The organism is Kumtagia sp. (assembly GCF_059502445.1).
In genome coordinates this window covers 1-22,493 of record NZ_JCACER010000022.1, presented here as the reverse complement: position 1 = coordinate 22,493, position 22,493 = coordinate 1, and the positions used below count along the sequence as shown (strand labels likewise).

Here is a 22,493-nt window from a genome sequence, read left to right as displayed (position 1 = left end):
GTTACTGTTGTCGCACAGGGCAGGTCTTCATGAAATCCAGAGTATGTTCGAAAGAGCGGATGCCCGCGTCCGAGCCAAGCCCGGTGGCGACCAGCGCCGCGGAAGCCTGCGCGAAGGAGATGGCGGTCTCGGTATCCATCTGGTGATGCAGCGCGGTGACGAAGCCGGCGTCGAAGGCGTCGCCACAGCCGGTGGTGTCGACCACCTGGATGTCATAGGCCGGCCGCTTCAGGCGCGTGCCGTCGGCATGGGCGTAGAAGGCACCCTCGCCGCCCAGCGTGAAGACGCAGCACTGCACGCCGGCGTCGATGAACCAGCGCGCCGCGTCCTCGGCCGTCTTCTGGCCGGACATGACCGTCGCCTCCTCCACCGAGGGCATGAAGTAGTCGATGTAGGGCAGCAGCGGCCGGATCAGGCCGATGGTCTCGGCGGTCGCCGCGATCAGGTCGAAGGTGACGGTGCAGCCGCGCCGCTTGGCCTCTTCCAGCAGGACGCGGCTCGGCTCTCCGTCCAGCCGCCGCAGCAGCCCGGTGCCGCCGAGATGAACGATGCGCGGGGCCAGCACGCGGTCGTAGTCGGAGGGCGGCACGTCGAAATGGTCGGAGGCGCCGCGCACATGCAGCGCCGGCCGCTCGCCGTTGCGGCGCACGTTGAGGATGGTCGCCGAGGACGGCACGCCGGCAATGCGCTGCATGGCCGAGGTGTCGATGCCGAAGCGCTGCATGGTGGCCAGCATGAAGTCGGCCTTCTCGTCCTCGCCGACGGCGCCGACGGCCAGGCAGTTCAGGCCGAGCTTCGCCAGGTCGATGACGGTGCCGCCGGCGGTGCCGGCCACCGTCAGCCGGATCTCGTCGATGAACTCGACATTGCCGCCGGCCGGGATGGCATCCACCGGGCGCCCGAGGATGTCGAGGATGTAGAGTCCGATGACGGACACGTCATGAGTCATTTCCAAGCCTCCCTAGAACCTTTGGCCACCGGTCTTCTTCGTCATTTCGCCGCCGCCGCGACGCGGTTGCCGCCGCTGTAGAAGCTTAAGCCCGCCGGGTCGGCCGCCAGGTAGACGGTGTCGCCCGGCCGCGCGGCGATCGCCTCGTCGGTCTTTACCTTGACGATGGTGTCGCCCTCGATGCGGACATTGGCGATGAAGCGGCCGGCGATGGTGACGCTCAGATCCTTCAGCACGCCGGGCACCGCGCCGGGGGCGGCGGTGGCGCCGAGGCGCACATGCTCCGGCCGGATGCCGGCGGTCAGCGTGCCGTTGCCGGACACCTCGGCGTCCGCGGCGACCGGCGCCGCCGTCAGCGGCGTCTCGATACCCGCCGCCGTCTTGCGGGCCGGCATGAAATTCATGCCGGGATTGCCCAGGAACCAGCCGGCGAATTCCGTCGCGGGCGTCGCATAGAGGTCGGCCGGCCGGTCGTACTGGATGATGCGGCCGTCGCGCATCAGCGCGACGCGGTCGGCCAGCGTCATCGCTTCGGTCTGGTCGTGAGTGACATAGACGATGGTCTGCTTCAGCCGCTGCGTCACCAGCTTGAAGGCGCGGATGAGCAGCAGCTTCGCCTGCACCTCGACATTGGTGGTCGGCTCGTCGAACAGCACGATGTCTGAGCGGCGGGCGACGGCGCGGCCGACCGCCACCTTCTGACGGCTGCCGGCGTCGAGATCGCCGATGAACAGCTTCCGCTTGTCGCGCATGTCGAGGATGTCGAGCACCTCCTCGATGCGCTTGTCGCGTTCCTGCGCCGACAGCGACCTGTCCTGCGTCAGCGGCAGGGCGATGTTCTCCTCGACCGACAGCGTCTGGTACATGACCGGGTACTGGAAGACCATGCCGACATTGCGCTTGCGCGGCGGCAGGCCGCTCATGTCGCGGTCGCCGAAGAGGATGCGGCCGACGGTCGGTTGCTCCAGGCCGACGATCATGCGCATCAGCGTGGTCTTGCCGCAGCCCGACGGGCCGAGCAGGCAGGTGACGGCGCCGTCGTCGAAGACGGCGTCCATGGCGTCGATGGCGGTGAACGGGCCGAAACGCTTGGTCACCTTGTCGATGACGATCTTCACCATGTCAAAGCCCTCCCGCCGCGCAGCGGCCGATCAGCGCGCCCGAGTTCGGGTCGAAGATCATGGCGCGCACGGGATCGATGTCGATTTTGACCGCGCTGTCGATCTCCGGCGGCGCGGCGTGGCCGGCGGCATAGGCGGCCGTCACGGGGTGGCCGTTCAGGTCGAGATAGACGACGATCTCCGAGCCCAGATGCTCGACGATGGCGACGCGCGCATCGGCGCCGACGCCTTCGCGGCGGCCGAGGCGGACATGCTCGGGGCGGATGCCTACCTTGACGGGGCCGTCGGCGAGACCGGCCGGCGCCGGCAGCGCCAGCCCGGCCGCCTCGATGCGCCCGTTGCGGCAAATCCCTTCGATGACGTTGGCCTTTGGGAAGCCGATCAATTCCAGGCTGCGCACCTGCCCCGGCTCGGCATAGAGCTTCAGCGTATCGGCGCGCTCGACCAGCCGGCCGTCGTCGATGACCACCAGCGTCTGCGCCATGGTCAGCGCTTCCAGCGAATCCGAGGTGGCGTAGAAGAAGGTCGCCTTCAGTGTCTCGCAGAGCTGCTTCAGCTCGTCCATCAGGCGCTCGCGCAGCTTGTAGTCGAGGCCGACCAGCGGATCGTCGAACAGGAAGACGGACGCGTCCTTCATCAGGCCGCGCGCCACCGCCACACGCTGCTTCTCGCCGCCGGAGAGCTTGTCCGGCGTCTTCCTGAGCAGGTGGCCGATCGACAGCATCGCCGCCGTGCGGTCGACGCGGCGGGCGATCTCCTCGCGCGGCGCGCCGGCAAGCCGCATCGGGTAGCCGATGTTGTCGAACACGGTCAGGTGCGGGTAGAGCGCAAAGCTCTGCGGCACATAGCCGATGTTGCGCGCGCTCGCCGGCTCATGGGTGATGTCGCGGCCGGAAAGCCGGATGGTACCGCCGTCCGGCGTCTCCAGCCCGACCACCAGGCGGAACAGCACCGACTTGCCCGACTTGGGCGGACCGCACAGCACCGTCAGGCTGCCTTCCTCCACCGACAAGGAGAAGGTGTCGAGGACGCGCGCCTGACCGAAGGATTTGGAAACCCGGTCGAACTCGATCGCCGCCATGTCAGCGTCCCAACTGTGCGAAATAGGGCACCAGCAGGATGCCGAGGAGGAACATAAGCGCCACGACGCAGAGGATGACGACGATCCGCACCAGGCTTGCCGCCGCACCCAGATGCTTCGGGATGTTGCCGACGGCGATCTGCAGCAAGGTGGCCGCGACCAGCAGGCACAGCCCGAAGCGGTAGAGCTGCAGCGAATATTGCTGCGCGACCAGCACGATGCCGACCAGGATCGAGGCCATCAGCACGCCTTCGGCGCGCTCGGCGAAAGGGGTCTTGCTTGCCATGATCAGACCTCTCCGCGGACGGTGCCGAAGGTCATGCCGACCAGCAGATACTTCTGGAAGAAGTAGATGAACAGCACCGGCGGGACGATGTAGATGGAGGTGAGCGCCGAGATGAAGGTCCAGTTGAGACCGCCATCGGAATAGGCGCCGACCGCCAGCGCATAGGGGATGTTCTGGGTGGTCACGCCGCCGATGATGAAGTTGAACAGGAACTCGTTCCACACGAAGATCAGGTTGAAGATGAAGGCGGCGATCAGGCCGGGCTTTACCTGCGGCAGCACCACCTTGAAGATGACGTGGAACCACGAGCCGCCATTGACGCGACCGGTCTCGTCGAAGCGCGTCGACACGCCGTCGAGGAACCCCTTCAGTATCCATACCGAGAAGGGGATCGAGAACATCGCGTAGAACAGGATCAGCGCCAGGTGATTGTCCTTCCAGCCGAAGGCCACATACATCAGGAACACCGGCAGGATCACCGCCGGCCCCGGCAGCATGCGGATCGACAACAGCAGGAACATCAGGAAGTCGGTGCCCTTCGGCTTGAAGCGCGAGAAGCAGAAGGCCGCGAGGAAGGACACGAACACCGCGATCACCACCGCCGACACCGACAGCAGGATCGAATTGCCGAGCTGCAGCAGGAACGACGTGTTGCGCGTGAACAGGTCGATGTAGTTGTCGAGCGTCGGCGTGAAGACGAGCTTCGGCGGCGTCGCCAGGATGTCGTTGCGCGTCTTGAAGGACGACAGGATGATCCAGGCGACCGGCGAGAAGAACAGCAGCGAGACCAGCCAGAGGACCCCGTAATAGGTCCAGGTGCGCAGGCGGTGGGACATCAGCGTGCCCTCCTGCGGCGGTTGAGGATGTAGATGAAGATCGAGGTCATGGCGATCGAGATCAGCAGCAACAGCACCGAATAGGCCGACGACCAGCCCATGTTGAAGCTCTCGAAGCTCTGCTTGTTGAGTTCGACGGCGACGAGGCGGGTGGTCTGGCCGGGTCCGCCCTTGGTCATCGGGATGATGAGGTCGAGCGTCTTGAAGGCGTCGATGGTCCTGAGCAGGATGCCGAGCATCAGGATGAACTTGCCGTGGTGCCAGATCACCAGCGAGATGCGCTTCGGCCATGACAGGCGGTCGATCTCGGCGGCCTCCAGCTCGGCCTTTGGCACGGAGCCGAGCGCGGCCAGCGTCATCAGCGTCATGAACGGCGTCCACATCCAGCAGTCGACGGCCAGCACCGCCCAGTAGGCGATCTTCGGATTGCCTAGGAAATCGACAACGCCCATGCCGAGGCCGCCGGTCAGCAGGGCGTTGAGCACGCCGAAGGTCGGGTCGTAGATGAAGCGGAAGAAGGTGCCGGTGGCGACCGGCGTCAGCACCATCGGCGTGAACAGCAGGGTCAGCGCGATGCGCCGGCCGGGCATGTCCTTCGATCCCCAGAACAGGAAGCCGAGCAGCACGCCGAGCACCGTCTGGACGGTGACACCGACGCCGACGAACAGGAAGGTGCGGCCGAGATCGCCCCAGATGCCGTTCTTGTTGTAGTAGATGTCCTCGAAGTTGCGCAGGCCGAAGAACTCCGGCGGCATGCCGGAAATCAGCGAGAACTTGTGGAAGGACAGGCCCAGCAGCCACAGCGTCGGGATGGTGTTGAACACCACGAAGAACGCCAGCACCGGAACCAGCAGCGCAAACACCAGGAAGCGCCGGTTGTCCAGCACGCCGGGCATCAATCGGGAAGACATCGCTTATCGGCCCTCGGGAAAGCGGCGATTGCCGAGGCGCGCGGCCCCGGCAATCGCCATCACGGTCGGATACTCAGAGCGAGACGGCGGAGCAGGCGTCCGACGGACGCTCGGCGGCCGAGCCGTCATCGTAGAGGATCTGCTGCTGCTGGCAGGCGATGTAGTCGAGCGCCTGCCTGGCCGAGGCAGTGGTGCCGGTCATGAAGGAGGTGAAGCCCTCCTGCTGGACGGCCAGCATTTCCGAGTAGCGCGGATGGTGCCAGAAGTCGCGGGAGCGGCCGGGCTCGAGCATGTACTTGTAGGCGCGGTTCCACGGATTGATGTTGTCGAAGTCGGGATTGGACAGCGTCGCCTTGTCGGTCGGATTGCCGCCGCGCTTGGCGAATTCCAGCGTCGTCTCCGGCAGGTACCACCAGTTCAGGAAGTCGATGGCGACCCGCATCTTGGTGTCGTCGTTGAAGGCGTTCAGCACCCAGGGCTGGCCGCCCATCGAATAGACGCGCTTGGCCTCGGCGCCCTTGCCGTGCAAGGGCGGCGGCACGACCATGACCTTGTCGCGGTTGGCGTCGGTGATCATGCCGAGGCCGACGGCCGCCCACTGGAAGGCCGAGAACACCTTACCCTGGGTGAACACGTCGATGATCTCGGCGATGCCGTAGTTGAGCGCGCCCTGCGGCTGGTACTTGAGCAGGCCCTTGTACTGGTCCATCGCGGTGGCGTTGATGTCCGAGTTCAGGATGCCCTCGACCTGGCCGGTTTCCGGGTTCCAGATCTCGCCGCCCTGGCTCCACATATAGGGGTAGAGGAAGCAGGTGCAGAAGTCGTAGACGCGGCTGTACTGCGAGGCGGTGCCCCAGAGCTGCTGGTCCGGACGGGTGAAGAACTCGGCGACCCTCTCGAAGTCCTCCATCGTCAGCTTCTCGAAGTCCTCGAAGGTCTGCGGCAGGGGGATGTTGTACTTGGCCTGGAAGGCCGACTTCTCCTCCTCGTTCTCGAGCAGGTCCTTGCGCACGAACAGCGCGATGGTGTCACCCTCCTGCGGCAGGCCCCAGCGGTTGCCGGAGTTGTCGGGATAGGTCATGTAGGTGTCGACGACCGTCTGCGAGTACCACTCGAGCTGCAGGTTCGGGTTCTTGGCGATGATGTCGTCGAGCTGCAGGATCCAGCCGGGGCGGGCGAGAGCGCCGAGCCACTGGCTGTCGGAAATGATGATGTTGTATTCCTGGCTGCGGGTCGCGAGCGACGTGGCGGCCTTCTGGAACAGGTCGGAGAACGGCGCCTCGGCGAAGCCGAAGCTGACGTCGTAGCCGTATTTCTCCTTGGCGAACTCGGCGAACAGCGGCGACATCTGCACGCCGAGCGAGGACGGCAGCCAGCCGGCGATGCCGAGGATGTTCATCTCGATCTTCTGGCCGGCGAGCGGGTGGCTCTCCTGCGCCACGAGCCGATTGATGAACGGAGCCGAAACGAGGCCGGAGAGGCCGAGCGCCGCGCCGCTCTTGAGCAGCGTGCGACGAGGCAGCACGAGGCCGTTTCCGGCACGGGATCCGGAACCAACAGTCATATCGATTTTCCTCCCAAAGGACTGGCGTCCGCCACCTACCGGCGGACGACGGGAACCGACCGGCGTGCCGGACCATTCCGATCGCCCATCAGCTTTGACATATGTCGACTGAGACCAGACAAATGTCAATATGGTCGATGGCCATGTCCCCAGCGACCAGTTCTCCCGCCGAACGCGAGCGACGCAGGGGCCGGTGAGGGGTGATCCGACCGCTCGATCGATCGACTATCTACCGGTGATGCAGCACCAGCGGGGCGCCGTCGATCTCGACGACCTGCATGGGATAGCCGAAGACCTCGGCCAGCACCTCCGTCCGCAGCACGGCCGACGGCGGTCCGTCGGCGACCACCCTGCCCGCCTTCATCGCGACGATGCGGTCGGCATAGACGGCGGCATGGTTGATGTCGTGCAGCACGACGATGACGGTGCGCCGCTCCTCTTCCACCGCCCTGCGCAGGTCGCGCATCAACTGGCGGGCGAACTGCATGTCGAGGTTGTTGAGCGGCTCGTCGAGCAGCATGTAGTCGGTGCCCTGGCAGAAGGCCATGGCGACCAGGGCGCGCTGGCGCTGCCCGCCCGAGAGCGTGTCGAGGAAGCGGTCGGCCAGATCCTCGAGATCGAACTGCCGCAAGGCTGCGTCGATCAGCGCCCGGTCGCGATCGTCCAGGCGGCCGCGCCCGTGCGGAAAGCGGCCGAAGCCGACGAGTTCGCGCACCCGCAGCCGGGCCGCGACGGCGGGGTCCTGGCGCAGGATGGCGAGGCGTTTTGCGAGCTGCCGGCCGGGCGTCGCGTCCACCGGCAGCCCATCCACCACTATCCTGCCCGACTGCAGCGGCTGGAGGCGGGCGACCAGCGACAGCAGGCTCGACTTGCCGGCGCCGTTCGGTCCGACAAGCGCGGTCAGCCCGCCCTTCGGCAGGGTGAGGGAGATATCGTGCAGGATCCGCGTATCCTGCAGCCGCAGCGAAACGTTCTCGATCTCGATCATCGCCTGCCCGCCGCCAGAAGCATGCCCAAAAACACCAGGCCCCCCACGAATTCGATGACCACGCCCAGCGTCGTCGCCTGGCCCAGCCCGTGCTGCAGGACCGTCTGCCCGCCGACCAGCACGACGACCGCCGTCAGCACGGCGGCCGGCAGAAGCAGGAAGTGGCGCCGGCTGTCGACCACCCGCTCGGCGATCGCCACCACGAGCAGGCCCAGGAACGTCACCGGGCCGACCAGGGCCGTCGACACCGCGACCAGCAGCGCCACCAGCAGCAACAAGCCGATCAGCACGCGGCTCCAGTCGACGCCGAGGCCGATGGCGCTGTCGGCGCCGAGCGACAGCACGTCGAGCAGGTGGCGTTGCCGCCAGACGATCGCCGCCGCCGCCACGGTAACGACCAGGCCGATCGCCAGAAGGTCGGGGCGCACCGTGTTGAAGTTGGCAAAGCTCATGCCCTGGGCCACGGCGAACTCGTTGGGATCGATCAGCCGGGCGACGAGGCTGGCGAGGCTGCGGAACAGCACGCCGAGCACCACCCCGGCCAGCAGCAGCAGGCCGATGTCGAAGCGGCGGCGCAGCAGCGGAACGAACAAAAGCAGCGCCATCGCCACCATCACGACCGCCTCGCCGGCGAATTTCAGGCGCGGGTCGAGCGCCGCGAATCCCGCAGCGCCGAGAAGCAGGACGAGCAGCATCTGCCCGAACACGTAGAGGGCGTCGAACCCCATGATCGAAGGGGTCAGCACCCTGTTGGCCGTGACCGTCTGGAACACCACCGTCGACACCGCCACGGCAACGCCGACCTGCACCAGTGCCAGCAGCCGCACGGCCCGCAATTCGAGCGCGAAGGTGAGGTTGCCGCGCAGGCCGAGTGTCATGAACGCCACCATGGCCGCCACGGCCAGCGCCGCGAGGAGCCACAGCCGGGTGGCTGCCGACAGGCGCGAGACAGCGAGGCTACGCACGCGCCGCCCGCCCGAATAGGATCCACAGGAACAGGCCGGCGCCGACAACGCCGAGCACGGTGCCGACCGGGACTTCGTAGGGGTAGCGGATCAGCCGGCCGACGATGTCGCAGGCGAGCACCAGCGCCGCGCCAGCCGCCGCGACCCACGGCAGGGCGCGCCGCAGATTGTCGCCCAGCAGGCGCGACACAAGATTGGGCACGACCAGCCCGACGAAGGGGATGATGCCGACCACCACGACGCAGAGCGAGGAGACGACCGCGATCATCACCAGCCCGAGCTGGACGATCCGCCGGTAGTCCAGCCCAAGGCCGACGCTGACCTCGCGCCCCATCGAGGCGATGGTCAGCCGGTCGGCGATCCACCAGGCAAGGGCGACGACCGCCGCGGTGATCCACAACAGCTCGTAGCGGCCGCGCAGCACGCCGGAGAACTCGCCATTGGTCCACACCTCGATGAATTGCAGCAGGTCGGCCTGCCAAGCAATGTAGGTGGCGGCGGCGCCGACCACTCCGCCATAGACCAGGCCGAACAGCGGGATGAGGAAGGGCTGGGTCGGCGGCAGCCGGTGCGCCACGGCTAGGAAGAGCGACGTGCCGGCCAGCGCCGCGACCGTCGCAGCCGCCGTCTTCATGGCGATCGAGGCCGTCGGAAACAGCAGCGTGACGATCAGGATGCCGAGCGCGGCGCTCTGGCCGGTGCCGGTCGTCGCCGGCTCGACGAAGCGGTTGCGGGCCAGGATCTGCAGGACCAGCCCGGAGATCGCCAGGCCGGCGCCGGCGAGCAGCGCGGCGAGCGTGCGCGGCAGCCGGCTGACCAGCAGAAGCTGGAGCGCCGCCGGATCCGCCGCGACCCGCCGCAACGGCAGGTCGCCGACGCCGACAAGGAGGCTTGTCACGAACAGCGCGATGAGGCCGGCGAGGAGCAGGAGCCGGAAACCCGGCCGTGCCGCTTCCGTCATCGCGGTTTCGCGAAGCCCTGCTCGATCGCCGAAAGCACGCGGCGGGTCGCCTGCAGGCCACCGGCGGCGATGTAGAAGTCGGCGGCGGGCAGATAGATCACCTGCCCCTTCTTCCAGGCGGTCGTCCCGACTACCAACTCGTTGTCGAGCGTCGCCCTGGCATTCTGCTCGCCGGTGCCGATCGCCGCAGCGCGATCCAGCACCAGCAGCCAGTCGGGGTTGGCCTTGGCGATGAACTCGAAGGACACGGCCTCGCCATGGCTCGCCGCCTCGACATCGGGCACGGCGGGCTCGACGCCGAGCGTCTTGTGCACCCAGCCGAAGCGCGACCCCGGGCCGTAGGCCGTGACCTTGGGGCCGTTGGTCATGACGATCAGCGCCCTGCCCCTGCCCTTCGCCGCCTGCCGGACGGCCTCGATATCGGCATCCAGTTCCGCGGCGGCGGCCTCGGCCTCCTCGGTCTTGCCGAAGACCGCGCCATAGGCGGCGACGCGCGCCTTCGCCTCGGCCAAAAGGTCGTCGCCGGTGACGGTCATGTCGATGGTCGGCGCGACCTGGGCGGTGGCCTCGACCTTGGTGGACGAGCGGCCTCCGACGATCACCAGATCAGGCTCCAGCGCATTGAGTGCCTCGAGATCGGGCTCGAACAGGGTGCCGACAACCGTCGCCTTGTCGGCCAGGGGAGACAGTTCCGGCAGGTAAAGCTTGTCGGGAATGCCGGCCGGCACGACGCCGAGGGCGAGCAGCGTGTCGATCGCCGCGATGTCGTAGACGGCAACCCGGGCGGGAACCGCGTCGATCGTCGCCGGACCGCGCGCGGTCTCGATCTCGACAGCGACGGCGGGCGCCGCGGCAAGGACCATGGCAGCCATCAGGCCGGCCAGCAGCCGAACATGCTTCATATCCGTCTCCGTCCTCGGCGGCCGGGTTGCCGCGGGCCCGCTAAATCCTTCGCGCAATGCTCTGGTTTTGCACATAGGGGAAGGTGGCGGTGCGCGGCAAGGCGTCATGTCGGCTCATCCGGCGTTTTATCGCCAGCCGATCCTTGCGCAGCACGTTGAAGCAGTCGTTGCCGAACCATTCGAGCGAGGCTTCGACCTGCGGATCGCCGGCCAGTTCGTCGAGGAACGGCGCATAGTCCACCTCTCCCTCGAAGAGCGGCGTCAGGCCCTCGCGACTGCCGGCGGCGGCATAGACGTTGGCCGGCTCGAACACCGACAGATCGGCGCGCGAGCGGACGTTCTTGAGGTGGTAGTGGCTGACATAGGGCCGCAGCGCGGCGTGGGCCGCGACCGGGTCGTCGCCGCCCTCCCAGACATGCAGGGTATCGAAGTTCAGCCGGAAGGCCGGGTGGTCGACTTCCGTGACCAGGTCGAGCGTGGAGGCGCAGGTGTCGGCCAGCGTGCCGGGATGGGTCTCGGCCAGCATGGACAGGCCGAAATCGGCGGCGATGGCCGATATCTCGCGCAGCCGCGCGGCGATGAGACGCCTGACGTCGGCCGGCGTGTCGCGGCTGCCGCGGCTACCGGCGAAGGTGCGCAGCTTGCCGGCCCGCCAATTGCAGGCGAGGCGGCAGAGATCGACCGTCTTCTTCCGCAGCGCCTCTTCGTCGCCCTCGAGCGGCAGGTAGTCGCTCAGCATCGGCACGGTCAAGCCGAGGCCGGCGAGCCAGTCGGCGTTGCGGTGCGGCTGATGCACGAGGTTGCGGGCGTGCACGCCCCACAATTCGATGCCCTGGAAATCGTTCGCGGCCGCCCACACGGCGATGTCCTCGAGCGAGACCAGATGATGGCGGAAGCTGATGGTGCAGAGCGAGATCTTCATTCGGCGGCTCCCAGCATCGGGATGGGATTTTCAGGGGCAAGTCCACGGGCGGCGCACCAGTCGCGGAACACCTCGCCCAGCCGCGCCTTGATGCGGCTCTCGATGCCGTCGAGCGTGTCGAGCCGGCGGAACAGGTTGGTGGCGAGATCGCGGTCGCCGGTCTGGGCGAGCTTCATGGCGGCGTAATGCACGGCCTTGAACTCCTGGATCAGCCGCTCGATCTCGTCGCACCAGAAGTCGAAATCGGCATTGGCGAGCTTCAGCGACCGCCAGAAGAAGGCGAAGCCGTGCTCATAGGCGTATTTGCGGATCGAGATGACCGGCAGTTCGCGCAGCGCCGTGGCGAGGTCGGCCAGCGTCACGCCGTCCCGGCCGTCGAGATGGGCGCGGACGATACGGCGCACGGCGGCGACCAGCGGGTTGGCATGCGGCTGGTGGCAGGCGAGGAAGTAGTCGCGCAGGTCGGCATCCGCAGGGGGGCGGGCTTCGTGGCGGTCGAAGAGGAAGCCGCCGGCCACGCTCGGCTGGTTTATCGCGGCAAGAATCTTGTCGTGCTCTATCCGGCCTTCCCAGCGGAAGTCGGGGTCGTTGACCTGCCAGACCCGCGGGTCCTCGGTCTTCTCCAGCATCAGGTAATGCGGGAAAGGGTTCTGGTTGAACTTGTTCTCGCGCTCCGGCAGGTGGAACAGGTCCAGCATCACCATTAGGTATTGGCCGTCGCGCCGGCGCTCGATGAGGTCGAGCATGACTGCGACGTTCTCGTCCTTCGAGCGGGCGCGGTCGTACCATTCCTGCATGCGCACGCCGTAGAGACGCTCGTACCAGGAGCGGAAGAACTGGTGGTCGACGGAGCCGTGGTGATAGGCGAGCGCCCAGCGCTCGGTGATGGCGAAATCCGCGTCCCAGACACCGAAATAGAAGGGCCGCTGGTCGATGCCGGAGCGCTTCAGCGCGTCGCAGACGCTGCTGACGAAACAATGCACCTTGATGTCGATATAGTCCTCGCCATGGACGCCCTCCCCCGCCGGCTCCGCCTTGGCGGGAGCGACGGCGGCAATGGCGTCACCGGTGAACAGCCCGGCGAGTTCCGCCACGGTGGCGATGTCCTGCCGGTTGATCACTTCCTCCGGCGCCGACAGGCCGAACTGCAGTTCCAGGGCGAGGAAGATTTCGAGGATGAGGACCGAGTCGAGATAGAGATCTTCGTTGAGCCGCGCCTCGGGCGCGAAGCGGTCGAGATGGGCGTGGTTGAGCTGATCGCGCAGCACGCTTCGGATCGCCTCGATCACCTGGTCCTTCGTCATCACGCCACCTCCCGCGCCGGGACAGCGAAGCGGCCGGCGGCATACTGCGCCGCCACCTCGCGGCGGCTGATCTTGCCGTTGGCCTGGCGCGGCACGGCCTCGACCTGGACGAATTCCATCGGCACCTGATGGCCGGCGAGATTCCCGGCGCACCATTGGCGCAGCGCCTGGCCATCGAGCGCCCTGTCGGCGCTGAACAGCAGACCGACCCGCTCGCCCGCCAGCGCATCGGCCTTGCGGAAGGCGACGGCATCGGTGACGCCAGGCATGGCCATCACCACGTCCTCGACCTCCTTCGGATAGACGTTGAGGCCGGAGACGTTGATGGTGTCGTCGAGCCGCGAGACGAAGACGAGCATGCCGTCGGGCCTGAGATAGCCGAGATCGCGGGTGAGGACCGTGCCGGCTGGACCGGAGACGACGATCTCGGCCGGCGCCGTCGGATCGTTGCTTGCTGTCATAACGTGATGCGGCAGCACGAAGCCCATGTCGGCGGGGTCGGCGAGGTCGGGATTGACGGCGATGCAGCCGGCTTCCGAGCAGCCATATTGCTGGAAGAGATGGGTAGTGCGGGCGCGGATGCGCTCGAACCACGGCCCGGGCAGGATGGTGCCCGAGGTCATGGCGGCGTGGATCGCCTCGCCCTGCGGCAAGAGCCGCGCCAGCGTGTGCAGCACCGCCGGCGAGGAATAGAGCAGCGGCCGCTCGATGCCGCGCAGCCGGCGCAGCAGGTATTTCGGATTGCCGGCATCGACGACGACGGGCGTCCTGCCGCGATGCAGCGCCACCAGTATGCCGCAGATCAGCCCATAGGAATGCGTCGTCGGGCAGGCCACGACCGGCGTCATGTCCCGCGGCTCGCGGAAGGCGGCGGCGTAGCTCGCCACTTCGGCGTCGATCTCCCGCCAGCCGCGGGCGATGCATTTCGGCGCGCCGGTGGTGCCGGAGCTCATCTGGATGAGCTGGCCCTGCGGCGCCCGGGAAGGCTCGGACGACAAGGCTTCCGCCGCGAGGCTGTTGCAGAACAGCGTGTCGCAGCCCGCCGCCTCGGCCATGCGCCGCGCCGCCGCGTGCGGTGTCGCCGGATGGATCGGAAAGACGCTGGCGCCGATGCCGCGGATGGCGAAGAACAGCGCCAGCCAGCGCGCCGTGTCGGAGAAGCAGACGGCATAGCGCCGGTCCGGGTCTTCGCTCAGACCTGCCTCGCGGGCGGTCCCGGCCACCAGCTCATCGAACTGCCGTTTGTCGAAATACCTGTCGTCGATCTCGATCATCGTCGTTTTCCTTCAGGCATGGAGGGCGTTGGCGACCAGCCGGCTCGATCGGCCGGTGCCGAGCTTGCGGGCGAGCAGCGTTTCCACGGCGATCTTCGGCCGGAAGAGGCCAAGGCGATCCTGGCGAGCGACGAGGCCGCGCTCGCGCGCGTAAGCCGCCAGCAACTGCCGCACCGTCGCCCAGAAATCGGCTTCGGGAAGGCCGTAGCAGGTGTGAAAAAGGTGCGAGACCTCGGCGAGGTTGAAGACGAAAAGCGCGTCGTTCACCAGCTCGCCGAGGCTCTCGACGGTTTCCATCCAGTAAAACTGGTCCGGTCGGGCGGAACGGTAGACGGGGTCGAGCGCCATGAAATCGGGGACGCGGTCCCGGTCGCGTAAAAAATCCGGGACGTATTCGAGGCTGTCGTGGAAATCGCGCAGCGCCAGCCGCACCGGCCAGCCGTTGCGATGGATCAGCACCATGTTCTGGCCGTGCGACTCGGTGGCGATGCCGTGGCCGACCAGCAGGTGCCAGACCGGCAGGACGGCGACCTGCAGCAGCTGCGCCAGCCAGGCATGGAAGCTGTAGCGTCGGATCCACTCGTCGACGAACGGCTCCCCGTCGCGCTCGACCATCATCAACGCATTGAACGGCACGGCGGCCTCGCCGGGGCCGAGGATAGAGGTCGTGCTGCGGCGCCAGATCGCGGCGAGCTGGCCGGCGAGCGGTCCCTCGCGGCCGGCTATGATGCCGGCATATTCGTCGAGGACGGCGAGCGGGTAACGCGTCTCGAACAGCGGATCGCCGGCGACGACGTCGCCCAGCCAGCGCGACAGCAGCGGTGCGGTGCAGACCGAATGCGGCTCGATGGTGCGCAGCGACGAGGTGTTGACCATGTTCATGGACAGCTTGACGTTGGCGCTGGCCGGACGGTCGGCGTTGAGCAGGGTGCGGACCGACTGGCTCGCCGTGTAGCGGTCGCCGGCCAGGCCGAGGAAATGCGCCTTGCCGGCGGCCAGCCACGGCGCCAGCAGCCCGTCCTTGAGCGCCTCCCACTGCCAGGGATGCAGCGGCAGCAGGGCGAAGCGGTCATTGTCCAGCCTGCGCTCGGCCCTCCGCTGCTGCAACTCGCGAAGGACCGGCTCGCCGAGCTCCTCGGTCCAGAAAGCCGTCTCGCTGCGCGGCAGGCGCTGGTGGACCTCGCTGCGGTCCACCAGCAGCCAGGCGAGCTGGAAGGCATTGCCCGCTTCCGGCCCGTAGCGGCGCTGGTCGTCCTCGCTGAAGCCGGTGCGCGCCTTGAAGCAGGGGTGATAGGCGTGCCCCTCGTCCAGGGCACCCTCCAGCGCGGCGAAGTCCATCGGGCGACGGTGCGCAACGGGCAGGTTGGCGTCGTTCCAGCGGCAGTTGGCGACGGTGCGCTCCAGTTCGTCCAGCAAGCGCAGCCTGCGCTCCGGTTCGCCGGGCAGGCATTCGACGAGTTCCGCGAGTCGGGCTGCACGCCATCCCTTGCCGGAATCGGCCTCGACCGAATCCGCCTCCACCCGCACCCTGTCATAAGCGGCGATGGCACCCAGGCAACGGAAGTGCTTGCCACCCGCCCGCCATTCGAAGCGGAGCCGGTCGCCGTTCTTGCGCAGTTCGGGGTCGACAAGCCCCTCGAACAGCATGGCCTCGGCCAGCTGCCGCACGACCCGCCGCTCAGGTGCCGATCCCAGGTCAAGAGGCAATGGCACTGCCATCTCCATGGAAGCTGGCGGTAAGGCCGAAGATCGGATTGGGCAGGCGTGCATAGAGCGCGCGCTCGTTGTCGGTCTGCAATTCGTCGACGTCGAACAGCCGGGCCGTCAGGTTCGCCTTGAAGGTGACGGTGGGCCGGTCGAGCAGGCCGCGGACGAATTCGCGACCCACGCCGCCGGTGGTGCGGGCGAGATGCTCCAGGCGGTCGCGCAGGATGCGCAGCAGCAGCTCCTCGTCGGCCAGGCCGTCATGGCCCATGCGGGCGACGACGGAGAAGACCTGGTTGACGATCAGGTAATAGGCAAAACGATCCTGGATCTCGCGGTCGTCGTAGAAGAGCGAGCCGATCCCGGCGGTTTCCGGAACATGCAGGCTGAAGCGGGCGCGGTGGCGCCGGGACAGGTAAAAACCCTGGTTGTCGCGATAGTAGCTGGCCGTGGGATAAAGCTCGCTCACGTCCAGCAGGCTGTTCTGCTGGTGCGCTTCGAGGGCGACGCCATAGTCGTCGTAGAGCATCACCAACGGGTCGAGGACGCAGTCGAGATAGCGGCGGAACCACTGCTCGGCGACCAGCGCGGGATGCGCGCCGTCGCGGGCGCAGATGGTCCGCACGATGCGCTCCAGCCGAGACGGCTCGCCGCTAAGCGGCTCCGCGGTCAGGGCGGCCACGGTGACCTTGCCCCGTGCGGCGCCGGCGACGAAGGGGTTTTCGCGCAGGATCACCTCGAAGCCGCTCTCGGCGCGGTCCGGCATGTCCAGCGTGAGAAATGCGGGGTCGAGGATCATGCGGAAGCGCGGATTGGCGGTGGCGATGCCGGTCCGTCCGACCAGCTTGGCCATCGCGACCCCCGCCTCCAGCTCCTTGCGGCGGTTGAGCCTGATGGAGTTGGTGATGCGTACCGGCAGCGAGAACTTCAGCATCCACGGCACGTCCGGGCTGTAGACGGAGCGGACCGAGGAAGTGGCGGTGAAGGCGGGACCGGCCGGACCAAGTGCTCGCAGCCTGCCGGCGCGTTCCAGCGCGCGCACGTCGGGATCGAGCAGCAAGGCCTCGGCCTGCAGCGGATGCATGGGCAGCGGCACTTCGCCGTCGCGCAGCTTTAGGCCGGCGGCCTCAGGCCCGATCAGCGACGCAGCGATCTGCGGCGCCGAAAGGTCCGCCACTGATTTGTGGCTCACCATCGTGGCATCGGCGGCGAACCAGAACAGCTGGAAGTTCCCGCCGAGCTCCGGCGCATAGGCCGGCTCCTGCCAGCCGGTCATGCCCTGGCGGCTCTTCGGCGTCGGATGCAGTGCATGCCCGAAGACCAGCGACTGCTCGGCGGCGATGAAAGAATCGTCGTCGGCCGGCCACCGCCGCGCGTCGATGTAGCGCTCCGTCTGCTGGTAGCTCAGCAGGGCGCGGCCGAGCAGTTCGAGCTCATGGCCGCGAAGCCGGTCGCTGCGCTCCTCCGGCAGCTGCCGGTAGGCTTCCTGCAGCAGCATCTGCAGGGCGGCGAATGGCTCCGCCTGCCGCCAGCCGGCATCGCCGCCGCGCCGCAGCCACGCCCGCCCGAAACGATGCGGCCCGCACCGGGAATGCGAAACGAGTTCCGCGCGGAGCGTCGCCTGCTGCGCCGGCAGCGTCCATTCGATGCAGTCGACCGCATCTTCGGGGTCGCTCCAGTGCTGGATCACCCGGCCGGGCGATACCTCGCGCACATAACAATTGGCGAAATTCTGGAACGTCGCCTGTTCCGCGACCTGCCGCGAGGTCTGCTTCATCTGTCACCACCACGAGGGTTGACCGATTAGAATCCGTGGCAGCGGCTGGGGTTCTGACGGTTTGTTGGAAACGGATTTCCCAGGAGCGTCAGCTGCTCCAGGCGATGGCCCGATCTTCCTCGCGAAAGGCGAAACGGGCGAGATGGTCGGCGATCACCGCTTTCGCCTGGGGCAACTGGTCCGCCTCGGAAACGGCGAGGCGGACCGTCAGCGCCTCGTCGTCGGCATCCATGACGGCGGTGCCGAATGAAAAACGGCATTCGCCGTGGCGCTCGCCATGCACCACCTCGATCTTGTGGGCGAAGTGCTTGCACAGCTGGGTGAGATATTTCGGACCGTGCGCGGTCTCGAAGCGTCCCGTCGACTCGACCATGATGATCTTCCTCGTCAGATTCTTCGTGCCGCCCCCGGCCCGTTCATCTATTCAGAACCGCGCCGTCGCCGTGAGCTGGAAGCTGCGGCCAGGCTCGAGCAATGGCTTAACATTGGCGAACTCCTGCCCGTAGGTGGCCCGGCTCACATAGGTCTCGTCGAAAAGGTTCTTGATGTCGCCGCGCAAGGTGAAATTCGGCGCCGCCTCCGGCCGGTATTCAGCGAAGACGTTGACGACCTCGTAGCTTGGCAGGGACGGGTTGTCGTATTTCAGCGCGATCTCGACGTCGCCGCCGACGGTCACGTTCCATTCGTCGAAGCGGTGATAGGCCATCAGCGTGATGATCTGGCCGACGGGGGTGGCGAGATAGGTGCCAATGTCCGAATTGGCAGCAGCCCCGTTGATGGTGACGTCGATGTCGGCATATTTGACGCTGGCGCGTCCCGCTCCCCAGTCATAACCGAACCCGATCTCGAAACCCTCCGAGCGGACATCACTCGTGGCGATGGAACTGTCCACCGCCCACCTAGCAACCCGCGCATCATAGATGTCGGTGCGGAAGACATTGCCCTCTAGCGTGAAGCCGTTGTAGGTCGCCACAAGGCCGGCCGTGACGTTGTTGGAGGTGACCGGCTCGGGCCCGTCGCCGTAGTTCCAGTTCGGGTTGAAGATGAAGTTCTCGGCCAGCGGCACGCCGGCCCAGACATGCGAGAAGCCGGCCTTCGCCGTGAGGAAATCAGGGACGAGGTCGTATTCACCCGACACGTTGCCGCTGAATCCGGCATTTTCCCATTTCTCGCCGGTCGTGCCCTCGAACCACTGGTGGTCGCCGCGCGCGCCGAAAGACAGGCGCGTACGGTCCCACGGCTCGAGCCGGGCCTGCGCGTAGATGCCGACATTGCTGGCGTGCTCGGTGGACGAATCCTCGCGGGCGTCGAGTTCGGCATCGTCCTTGTAGAAGTCGAAGCCGGCGGTGATGCTGCCGTTCTCGAGGGCGAAGCGGTTCTCTGCCTTGCCGTTGAAGCTGTCGGTCGTACCGATGCCGGGATAGATGTCGAAGCGCGTGTAGATGGGCGTCTCGACCTCGCTGCGGGAATAGGCGACCACCACCTTCGGATCCCACCAGCCTTCCGGCGACACGTCCGTATAGGTGAAAACCGTGTTGGTGCGGTTCAGCGTATAGTCGCGGACCTTCGGCTCCCACGGCCTGGGATTGGTCAGTTCACGGATATTCGCCCGGAACGGCCGCGGGGCGTCGTCACGGACCTGCTCGTGGCTGATCTCGAAGCGGTGGCCGCTTTCCATCTCGTAGGCGACCTTGCCGAGGCCGCTGATCAGGTCGGAGCTCGAGCCGTCAACCACGCTGCCGTCGCCGGCCGTATAATTGTCGCCCTTGGCGAAGTTCAGGTAGCCGAGATATTCGAAGCCATCCTCCGCGCCGAAGGCCGACAGGCCGACGGTGTGGGTGTTGCTGTTGAAGTCGTAGCTCGCGGTGGCAAGCCCGCCGAAGGTCCTGCCCGGCTCAAGAAGGTCGCGCGCATCCTTGGTCTCGTAGTTGATCGAGCCGGCGAGCGCGCCCGGACCGGCGTCGGCCGGGGCGACGCCGGCATCGACGCTGACGGCCTTGAGCAGGGCCGGGTCGATCAGGTTGGTGGCGTTGTGGTGGAAGACCTTTGCGTTCTGCCGCGAGCCGTCGACCGTCACGGCGAGGTTGGTCTCCTCGATGCCCTGCACATAGACCTTCTGCGACATCGGGATCGAGCTGCCGACGGCGATCTTCGGCTCGTCGGCGAAGACGTCGCGCAGATCGGTCGGGTTCTTGCGCTCCAGATCCTCGGCGGTGATCTCAACCTGGTTGACGCCGCCGTCCCAGGCTCCGCCCGCCACTGTGACGGGATCCAGGATCACCGAGCCGTCCGCTGCCGGCGCGGCGATACTCGGCGCTCCGGCGGCAGCGGCGGTGCCGGACTGGATCGACACCGTGTTCGGCCCGGTGAAGCGGTATCGCATGCCGGTGCCGGCGAGCAGCTGCGCCAGCGCCTGCTCGGCCGGGATCGCCCCGCTCACCGCCGGTGCCCGCGCGCCAGCGACGTCGGACGTGCCGAAGACGATCTGCAGGCCGGTCTGACGGGAAAGCTGGTTCAGCGAGCGGCCGAGCGGCTGGGCCGGAAGGTTGACGTTGTGGACCGCGGCCGACTGGGCAAGAGCCGCGCCCTGCACACCCGGCAACGCCAGCAGCCCCGCGCCGAGCGCCGTCGCCAAGCCGAGCCTCGCCAGCAGGCGACGCGTCGCCCCGGCCTCAAATTCAACCCCATCCTTGCCCACGATCCAGCAACCCCCAAGAAACTCTCGGGCGCATCCGTTCATCGGCCGCCCTCGATCGCAAAGACGCGCGAGGGGGATCGCCGCCTAAAGGCCGTCCGCACTTTTTCTGAGAATTTTTCGGAATCCCGCCGACGATCAGGAGATCAGGATGACGACGCCGGGAATCCGGTGCGCGGCGAGGCCGTGGACATGCGCCAGCGCCTCGATGGCGGCATGGGCGTCGCGCGTCTGCACGACCGCGCTGACGGGGCTGTCGTCATAGGCGTGGGTGGCGATGACCAGCCGCTCGGGCACGTAGCGGCCGAGTTCCCGCACCGCCGCGCGGAACGGTTCGCCCTCGAACACCAGCCGGCCGGCCCGCCAGGCGAGCTCGACGTCGAGATCGACGGCGGCGGCCGGCAGCGGCACGCCACCCTCGGCATAGCGGGTCTGCTGGCCGGCGGCGACGAGCACGGCCGATCGGGCGCCCGCCGGATCGCCGCTGGCGACCGAAACCACGCCTTCGGCCACCGTGACGGCCACCTCGCCTTCGACGCTGCGCATGGCAAAGCGCCCGGCCGCCGTTTCGCCTTGGCCGCCGAGCGCAGCGACGCGGAACGGCGCAGGGATGTCCGGACGGACGGTGAACTCGGCTTCGCCGTCGATGAGTTCCACCAGGCGCAGGTCGGGGCCGAAATCGAGGGCGACGCGGCTGTTGGTGTTGAGCAGCATGGTCGAGCCGTCCGGCAGACGGGCGGTCGTCTGCTCGCCCGAGCGGGTGGCGAAGTCGCTGGTCATCCAGGTCAGCAGGCGCGGCGCGGCGATCGCGGCGGCCGCCCCGGCGAAGGCCGTGCCGGCAAGAATCGCACGGCGGCTGAAGGTCCACCGCGCAGCGGCGGGCGGCGCCATCGCGGCAAGCTCGCCACGGTCGCTCACGCCCTCCAGCAGTTGCCAGAACTCCTGCTCGCGGGCGAACGCCCGGTCATGCTCCGGCGACTGCGCCCGCCAGGCATGGAAACGCTCCAGCTCCGCCCGGCTGACATTGCCGGACGACAACCGGACGATCCAGTCGCGGGCGTCCAGCGCCACCTTGCGGTCGATTTCGGATTGTCCCAGCCTTTTGCCCATTGCCCGGTCACGCAGCAAAAGCCCGCGGTACCGGGCATGCTCCCTCGTTTGCCTATCATAGACAGGCGAGAAGGCACTACGCCTAAGCTCTTGGGCAAAAAAATTTGCTAAGACGGGCTGTCGAGCGTGTCGCGCAGTTCGGCCAACCGCTCGACCACTCGGCGGATGTGGTAGTAGACGGCCTCTTCGCTGATGCCGAGGCGGCGCGCGATCTCGCGATGCGAGACGCCGCCGAGACGGTTCATCAGGAAGATGCGGCGGCTCTTTTCCGGCATCGCCTGCAGCGCCGTCTCGACCGCCCGCAGGAGGTCACGGCCCATGACCACGCGCTCGGGCGAGATTTCGTCAACCGACTGCCACAGCAGGTCCTGCACCTCGGCGTCGATCTCGCCGCGCCGCTTCTGCTTGCGGAAATGCCCGATGACCGCGTTCTTGGCCGCCTGCATGGTGAAGGCCGTATGGTTGTCGATGGAGTCGTCGTTGCGGACGCTGGCGAGCCTGATCCAGACGTCCTGGACGAGGTCCTCGGCGGTGGCGCTGCATCCAACCCGGCCACGCGTCAGCGCTTCGACGCGCGGGCGCATCGCAGCGAAATTGGAGAGCAGCCTGGTGAGTTCCATCCGGACCTCGTTTCGTGGCACCGCCGGCAGCAGCAGCTTCAGCGCTCCACTAGGCCACGAAAAAATGCCCTGCAAGCCCAACGCGTTAGGGAAAGCGGCGGGTTTCCGAGGACTCTCGCTAAAACCTTACTCTTTTCGTCATGTTTAGTGCTTGATTCTGCTGCGCTAACGGTCGGAGCCAAAGCTTCACGCGGCGAATTGTCGCAGGCTACGCGCTCGGTATGAGCGGTGCCGGGAGCATGGAAGCTGCCCGCTTCGCGCTCGCCCCGCTTCGCAGGGGAGGATTGGCGGTGCCGCCTGCACGCCCGATCCTCCCCCGTTAGCGCAGGCAGGGCGATCGCATATGTAGTTACCCCCACCCCTAACCCTTCCCCTCAAGGGGGAGGGGGATCTTGCCGCTGTTGTGCCAGACATGAAACGGTGACGATTTCGCTCGGCATGGCGGCCGTAAGTCCCCCTCCCCCTTGAGGCAGGGCTGTCCGGGGAAAGTTATTGGTGAATCGAAATGCCGCAGGCGCATGCC

General features: G+C 67.1%; 20 protein-coding genes. All 20 read right to left on the bottom strand.

Features of this window, described 5'->3' with window-relative positions; translation table 11 throughout:
- Position 1: 1 nt before the first annotated feature.
- Positions 2-949 carry a carbohydrate kinase family protein gene (locus tag AC5JDC_RS09310; protein WP_495841109.1) on the bottom strand — a complete coding sequence of 316 codons (948 nt, stop codon included), beginning with the start codon at positions 947-949 and terminating at the stop codon, positions 2-4.
- A gap of 41 nt (positions 950-990) precedes the next feature.
- Positions 991-2,070 (bottom strand): ABC transporter ATP-binding protein, encoded by a 1,080-nt coding sequence (locus tag AC5JDC_RS09305; RefSeq protein WP_495841107.1) that lies wholly within the window; start codon positions 2,068-2,070, stop codon positions 991-993.
- A gap of 1 nt (position 2,071) precedes the next feature.
- Entirely contained in the window at positions 2,072-3,151 is a 1,080-nt protein-coding gene (locus tag AC5JDC_RS09300; protein WP_495841105.1) for an ABC transporter ATP-binding protein, read from the bottom strand.
- Between the two features lies 1 nt (position 3,152).
- Entirely contained in the window at positions 3,153-3,437 is a 285-nt protein-coding gene (locus AC5JDC_RS09295; protein ID WP_106771730.1) for a hypothetical protein, read from the bottom strand.
- Positions 3,438-3,439: 2 nt separating this feature from the next.
- Positions 3,440-4,273 carry a carbohydrate ABC transporter permease gene (locus AC5JDC_RS09290; protein WP_106771731.1) on the bottom strand — a complete coding sequence of 278 codons (834 nt, stop codon included), beginning with the start codon at positions 4,271-4,273 and terminating at the stop codon, positions 3,440-3,442.
- On the bottom strand, positions 4,273-5,184 hold the full coding sequence (locus tag AC5JDC_RS09285) for a carbohydrate ABC transporter permease (RefSeq protein ID WP_106771732.1): 912 nt from the start codon (positions 5,182-5,184) through the stop codon (positions 4,273-4,275). Before AC5JDC_RS09285 ends, AC5JDC_RS09290 begins: the two co-directional genes overlap by 1 nt.
- A 73-nt stretch (positions 5,185-5,257) precedes the next feature.
- Positions 5,258-6,748 carry an ABC transporter substrate-binding protein gene (locus AC5JDC_RS09280; protein ID WP_495841101.1) on the bottom strand — a complete coding sequence of 497 codons (1,491 nt, stop codon included), beginning with the start codon at positions 6,746-6,748 and terminating at the stop codon, positions 5,258-5,260.
- Between the two features lie 229 nt (positions 6,749-6,977).
- On the bottom strand, positions 6,978-7,736 hold the full coding sequence (locus AC5JDC_RS09275; protein WP_495841100.1) for an iron ABC transporter ATP-binding protein: 759 nt from the start codon (positions 7,734-7,736) through the stop codon (positions 6,978-6,980).
- On the bottom strand, positions 7,733-8,626 hold the full coding sequence (locus AC5JDC_RS09270; protein WP_495841179.1) for an iron chelate uptake ABC transporter family permease subunit: 894 nt from the start codon (positions 8,624-8,626) through the stop codon (positions 7,733-7,735). The genes AC5JDC_RS09275 and AC5JDC_RS09270 overlap by 4 nt, the downstream gene beginning before the upstream one ends.
- 67 nt (positions 8,627-8,693) lie before the next feature.
- Positions 8,694-9,662: an ABC transporter permease gene (locus AC5JDC_RS09265; RefSeq protein WP_495841098.1), complete on the bottom strand. Its 969-nt coding sequence runs from the start codon at positions 9,660-9,662 to the stop codon at positions 8,694-8,696.
- Positions 9,659-10,564, bottom strand: coding sequence for a siderophore ABC transporter substrate-binding protein (locus AC5JDC_RS09260; protein WP_495841096.1), 906 nt, complete (start codon positions 10,562-10,564; stop codon positions 9,659-9,661). Before AC5JDC_RS09260 ends, AC5JDC_RS09265 begins: the two co-directional genes overlap by 4 nt.
- A gap of 40 nt (positions 10,565-10,604) precedes the next feature.
- The gene (locus AC5JDC_RS09255) at positions 10,605-11,486 is read right to left on the bottom strand and encodes a sugar phosphate isomerase/epimerase family protein (protein ID WP_495841093.1); all 882 of its coding nucleotides are present in this window, start codon (positions 11,484-11,486) and stop codon (positions 10,605-10,607) included.
- Positions 11,483-12,790 (bottom strand): DUF6005 family protein, encoded by a 1,308-nt coding sequence (locus AC5JDC_RS09250; RefSeq protein ID WP_495841091.1) that lies wholly within the window; start codon positions 12,788-12,790, stop codon positions 11,483-11,485. The genes AC5JDC_RS09255 and AC5JDC_RS09250 overlap by 4 nt, the downstream gene beginning before the upstream one ends.
- Positions 12,790-14,064, bottom strand: coding sequence for an AMP-binding protein (locus AC5JDC_RS09245; protein WP_495841090.1), 1,275 nt, complete (start codon positions 14,062-14,064; stop codon positions 12,790-12,792). The genes AC5JDC_RS09250 and AC5JDC_RS09245 overlap by 1 nt, the downstream gene beginning before the upstream one ends.
- 12 nt (positions 14,065-14,076) lie before the next feature.
- A complete protein-coding gene (locus AC5JDC_RS09240; protein ID WP_495841088.1) occupies positions 14,077-15,777 on the bottom strand; it encodes an IucA/IucC family protein in 1,701 nt (566 codons plus the stop codon).
- Positions 15,761-17,545: an IucA/IucC family protein gene (locus AC5JDC_RS09235; RefSeq protein WP_495841086.1), complete on the bottom strand. Its 1,785-nt coding sequence runs from the start codon at positions 17,543-17,545 to the stop codon at positions 15,761-15,763. Before AC5JDC_RS09235 ends, AC5JDC_RS09240 begins: the two co-directional genes overlap by 17 nt.
- 88 nt (positions 17,546-17,633) lie before the next feature.
- Positions 17,634-17,918, bottom strand: coding sequence for a DUF2218 domain-containing protein (locus tag AC5JDC_RS09230; RefSeq protein WP_106771739.1), 285 nt, complete (start codon positions 17,916-17,918; stop codon positions 17,634-17,636).
- Between the two features lie 51 nt (positions 17,919-17,969).
- Positions 17,970-20,180 carry a TonB-dependent receptor gene (locus AC5JDC_RS09225; RefSeq protein WP_495841083.1) on the bottom strand — a complete coding sequence of 737 codons (2,211 nt, stop codon included), beginning with the start codon at positions 20,178-20,180 and terminating at the stop codon, positions 17,970-17,972.
- A 198-nt stretch (positions 20,181-20,378) separates the two neighbouring features.
- The gene (locus AC5JDC_RS09220; protein ID WP_495841081.1) at positions 20,379-21,350 is read right to left on the bottom strand and encodes a FecR family protein; all 972 of its coding nucleotides are present in this window, start codon (positions 21,348-21,350) and stop codon (positions 20,379-20,381) included.
- A 107-nt stretch (positions 21,351-21,457) separates the two neighbouring features.
- Entirely contained in the window at positions 21,458-21,970 is a 513-nt protein-coding gene (locus tag AC5JDC_RS09215) for an RNA polymerase sigma factor (protein ID WP_495841079.1), read from the bottom strand.
- Positions 21,971-22,493 lie beyond the last annotated feature (523 nt).

What these genes read in the sequence shown, in the direction of transcription:
- AC5JDC_RS09310 (WP_495841109.1), bottom strand. Translation starts at nt 949, where the DNA reads ATGACTCATGACGTGTCCGTCATCGGACTCTACATCCTCGACATCCTC.
- AC5JDC_RS09300 (WP_495841105.1), bottom strand. Translation starts at nt 3,151, where the DNA reads ATGGCGGCGATCGAGTTCGACCGGGTTTCCAAATCCTTCGGTCAGGCG.
- AC5JDC_RS09285 (WP_106771732.1), bottom strand. Translation starts at nt 5,184, where the DNA reads ATGTCTTCCCGATTGATGCCCGGCGTGCTGGACAACCGGCGCTTCCTG.
- AC5JDC_RS09305 (WP_495841107.1), bottom strand. Translation starts at nt 2,070, where the DNA reads ATGGTGAAGATCGTCATCGACAAGGTGACCAAGCGTTTCGGCCCGTTC.
- AC5JDC_RS09250 (WP_495841091.1), bottom strand. Translation starts at nt 12,790, where the DNA reads ATGACGAAGGACCAGGTGATCGAGGCGATCCGAAGCGTGCTGCGCGAT.
- AC5JDC_RS09290 (WP_106771731.1), bottom strand. Translation starts at nt 4,273, where the DNA reads ATGTCCCACCGCCTGCGCACCTGGACCTATTACGGGGTCCTCTGGCTG.
- AC5JDC_RS09295 (WP_106771730.1), bottom strand. Translation starts at nt 3,437, where the DNA reads ATGGCAAGCAAGACCCCTTTCGCCGAGCGCGCCGAAGGCGTGCTGATG.
- AC5JDC_RS09230 (WP_106771739.1), bottom strand. Translation starts at nt 17,918, where the DNA reads ATGGTCGAGTCGACGGGACGCTTCGAGACCGCGCACGGTCCGAAATAT.
- AC5JDC_RS09235 (WP_495841086.1), bottom strand. Translation starts at nt 17,545, where the DNA reads ATGAAGCAGACCTCGCGGCAGGTCGCGGAACAGGCGACGTTCCAGAAT.
- AC5JDC_RS09215 (WP_495841079.1), bottom strand. Translation starts at nt 21,970, where the DNA reads ATGGAACTCACCAGGCTGCTCTCCAATTTCGCTGCGATGCGCCCGCGC.
- AC5JDC_RS09270 (WP_495841179.1), bottom strand. Translation starts at nt 8,626, where the DNA reads ATGGTGGCGTTCATGACACTCGGCCTGCGCGGCAACCTCACCTTCGCG.
- AC5JDC_RS09265 (WP_495841098.1), bottom strand. Translation starts at nt 9,662, where the DNA reads ATGACGGAAGCGGCACGGCCGGGTTTCCGGCTCCTGCTCCTCGCCGGC.
- AC5JDC_RS09275 (WP_495841100.1), bottom strand. Translation starts at nt 7,736, where the DNA reads ATGATCGAGATCGAGAACGTTTCGCTGCGGCTGCAGGATACGCGGATC.
- AC5JDC_RS09220 (WP_495841081.1), bottom strand. Translation starts at nt 21,350, where the DNA reads ATGGGCAAAAGGCTGGGACAATCCGAAATCGACCGCAAGGTGGCGCTG.
- AC5JDC_RS09280 (WP_495841101.1), bottom strand. Translation starts at nt 6,748, where the DNA reads ATGACTGTTGGTTCCGGATCCCGTGCCGGAAACGGCCTCGTGCTGCCT.
- AC5JDC_RS09245 (WP_495841090.1), bottom strand. Translation starts at nt 14,064, where the DNA reads ATGATCGAGATCGACGACAGGTATTTCGACAAACGGCAGTTCGATGAG.
- AC5JDC_RS09255 (WP_495841093.1), bottom strand. Translation starts at nt 11,486, where the DNA reads ATGAAGATCTCGCTCTGCACCATCAGCTTCCGCCATCATCTGGTCTCG.
- AC5JDC_RS09260 (WP_495841096.1), bottom strand. Translation starts at nt 10,564, where the DNA reads ATGAAGCATGTTCGGCTGCTGGCCGGCCTGATGGCTGCCATGGTCCTT.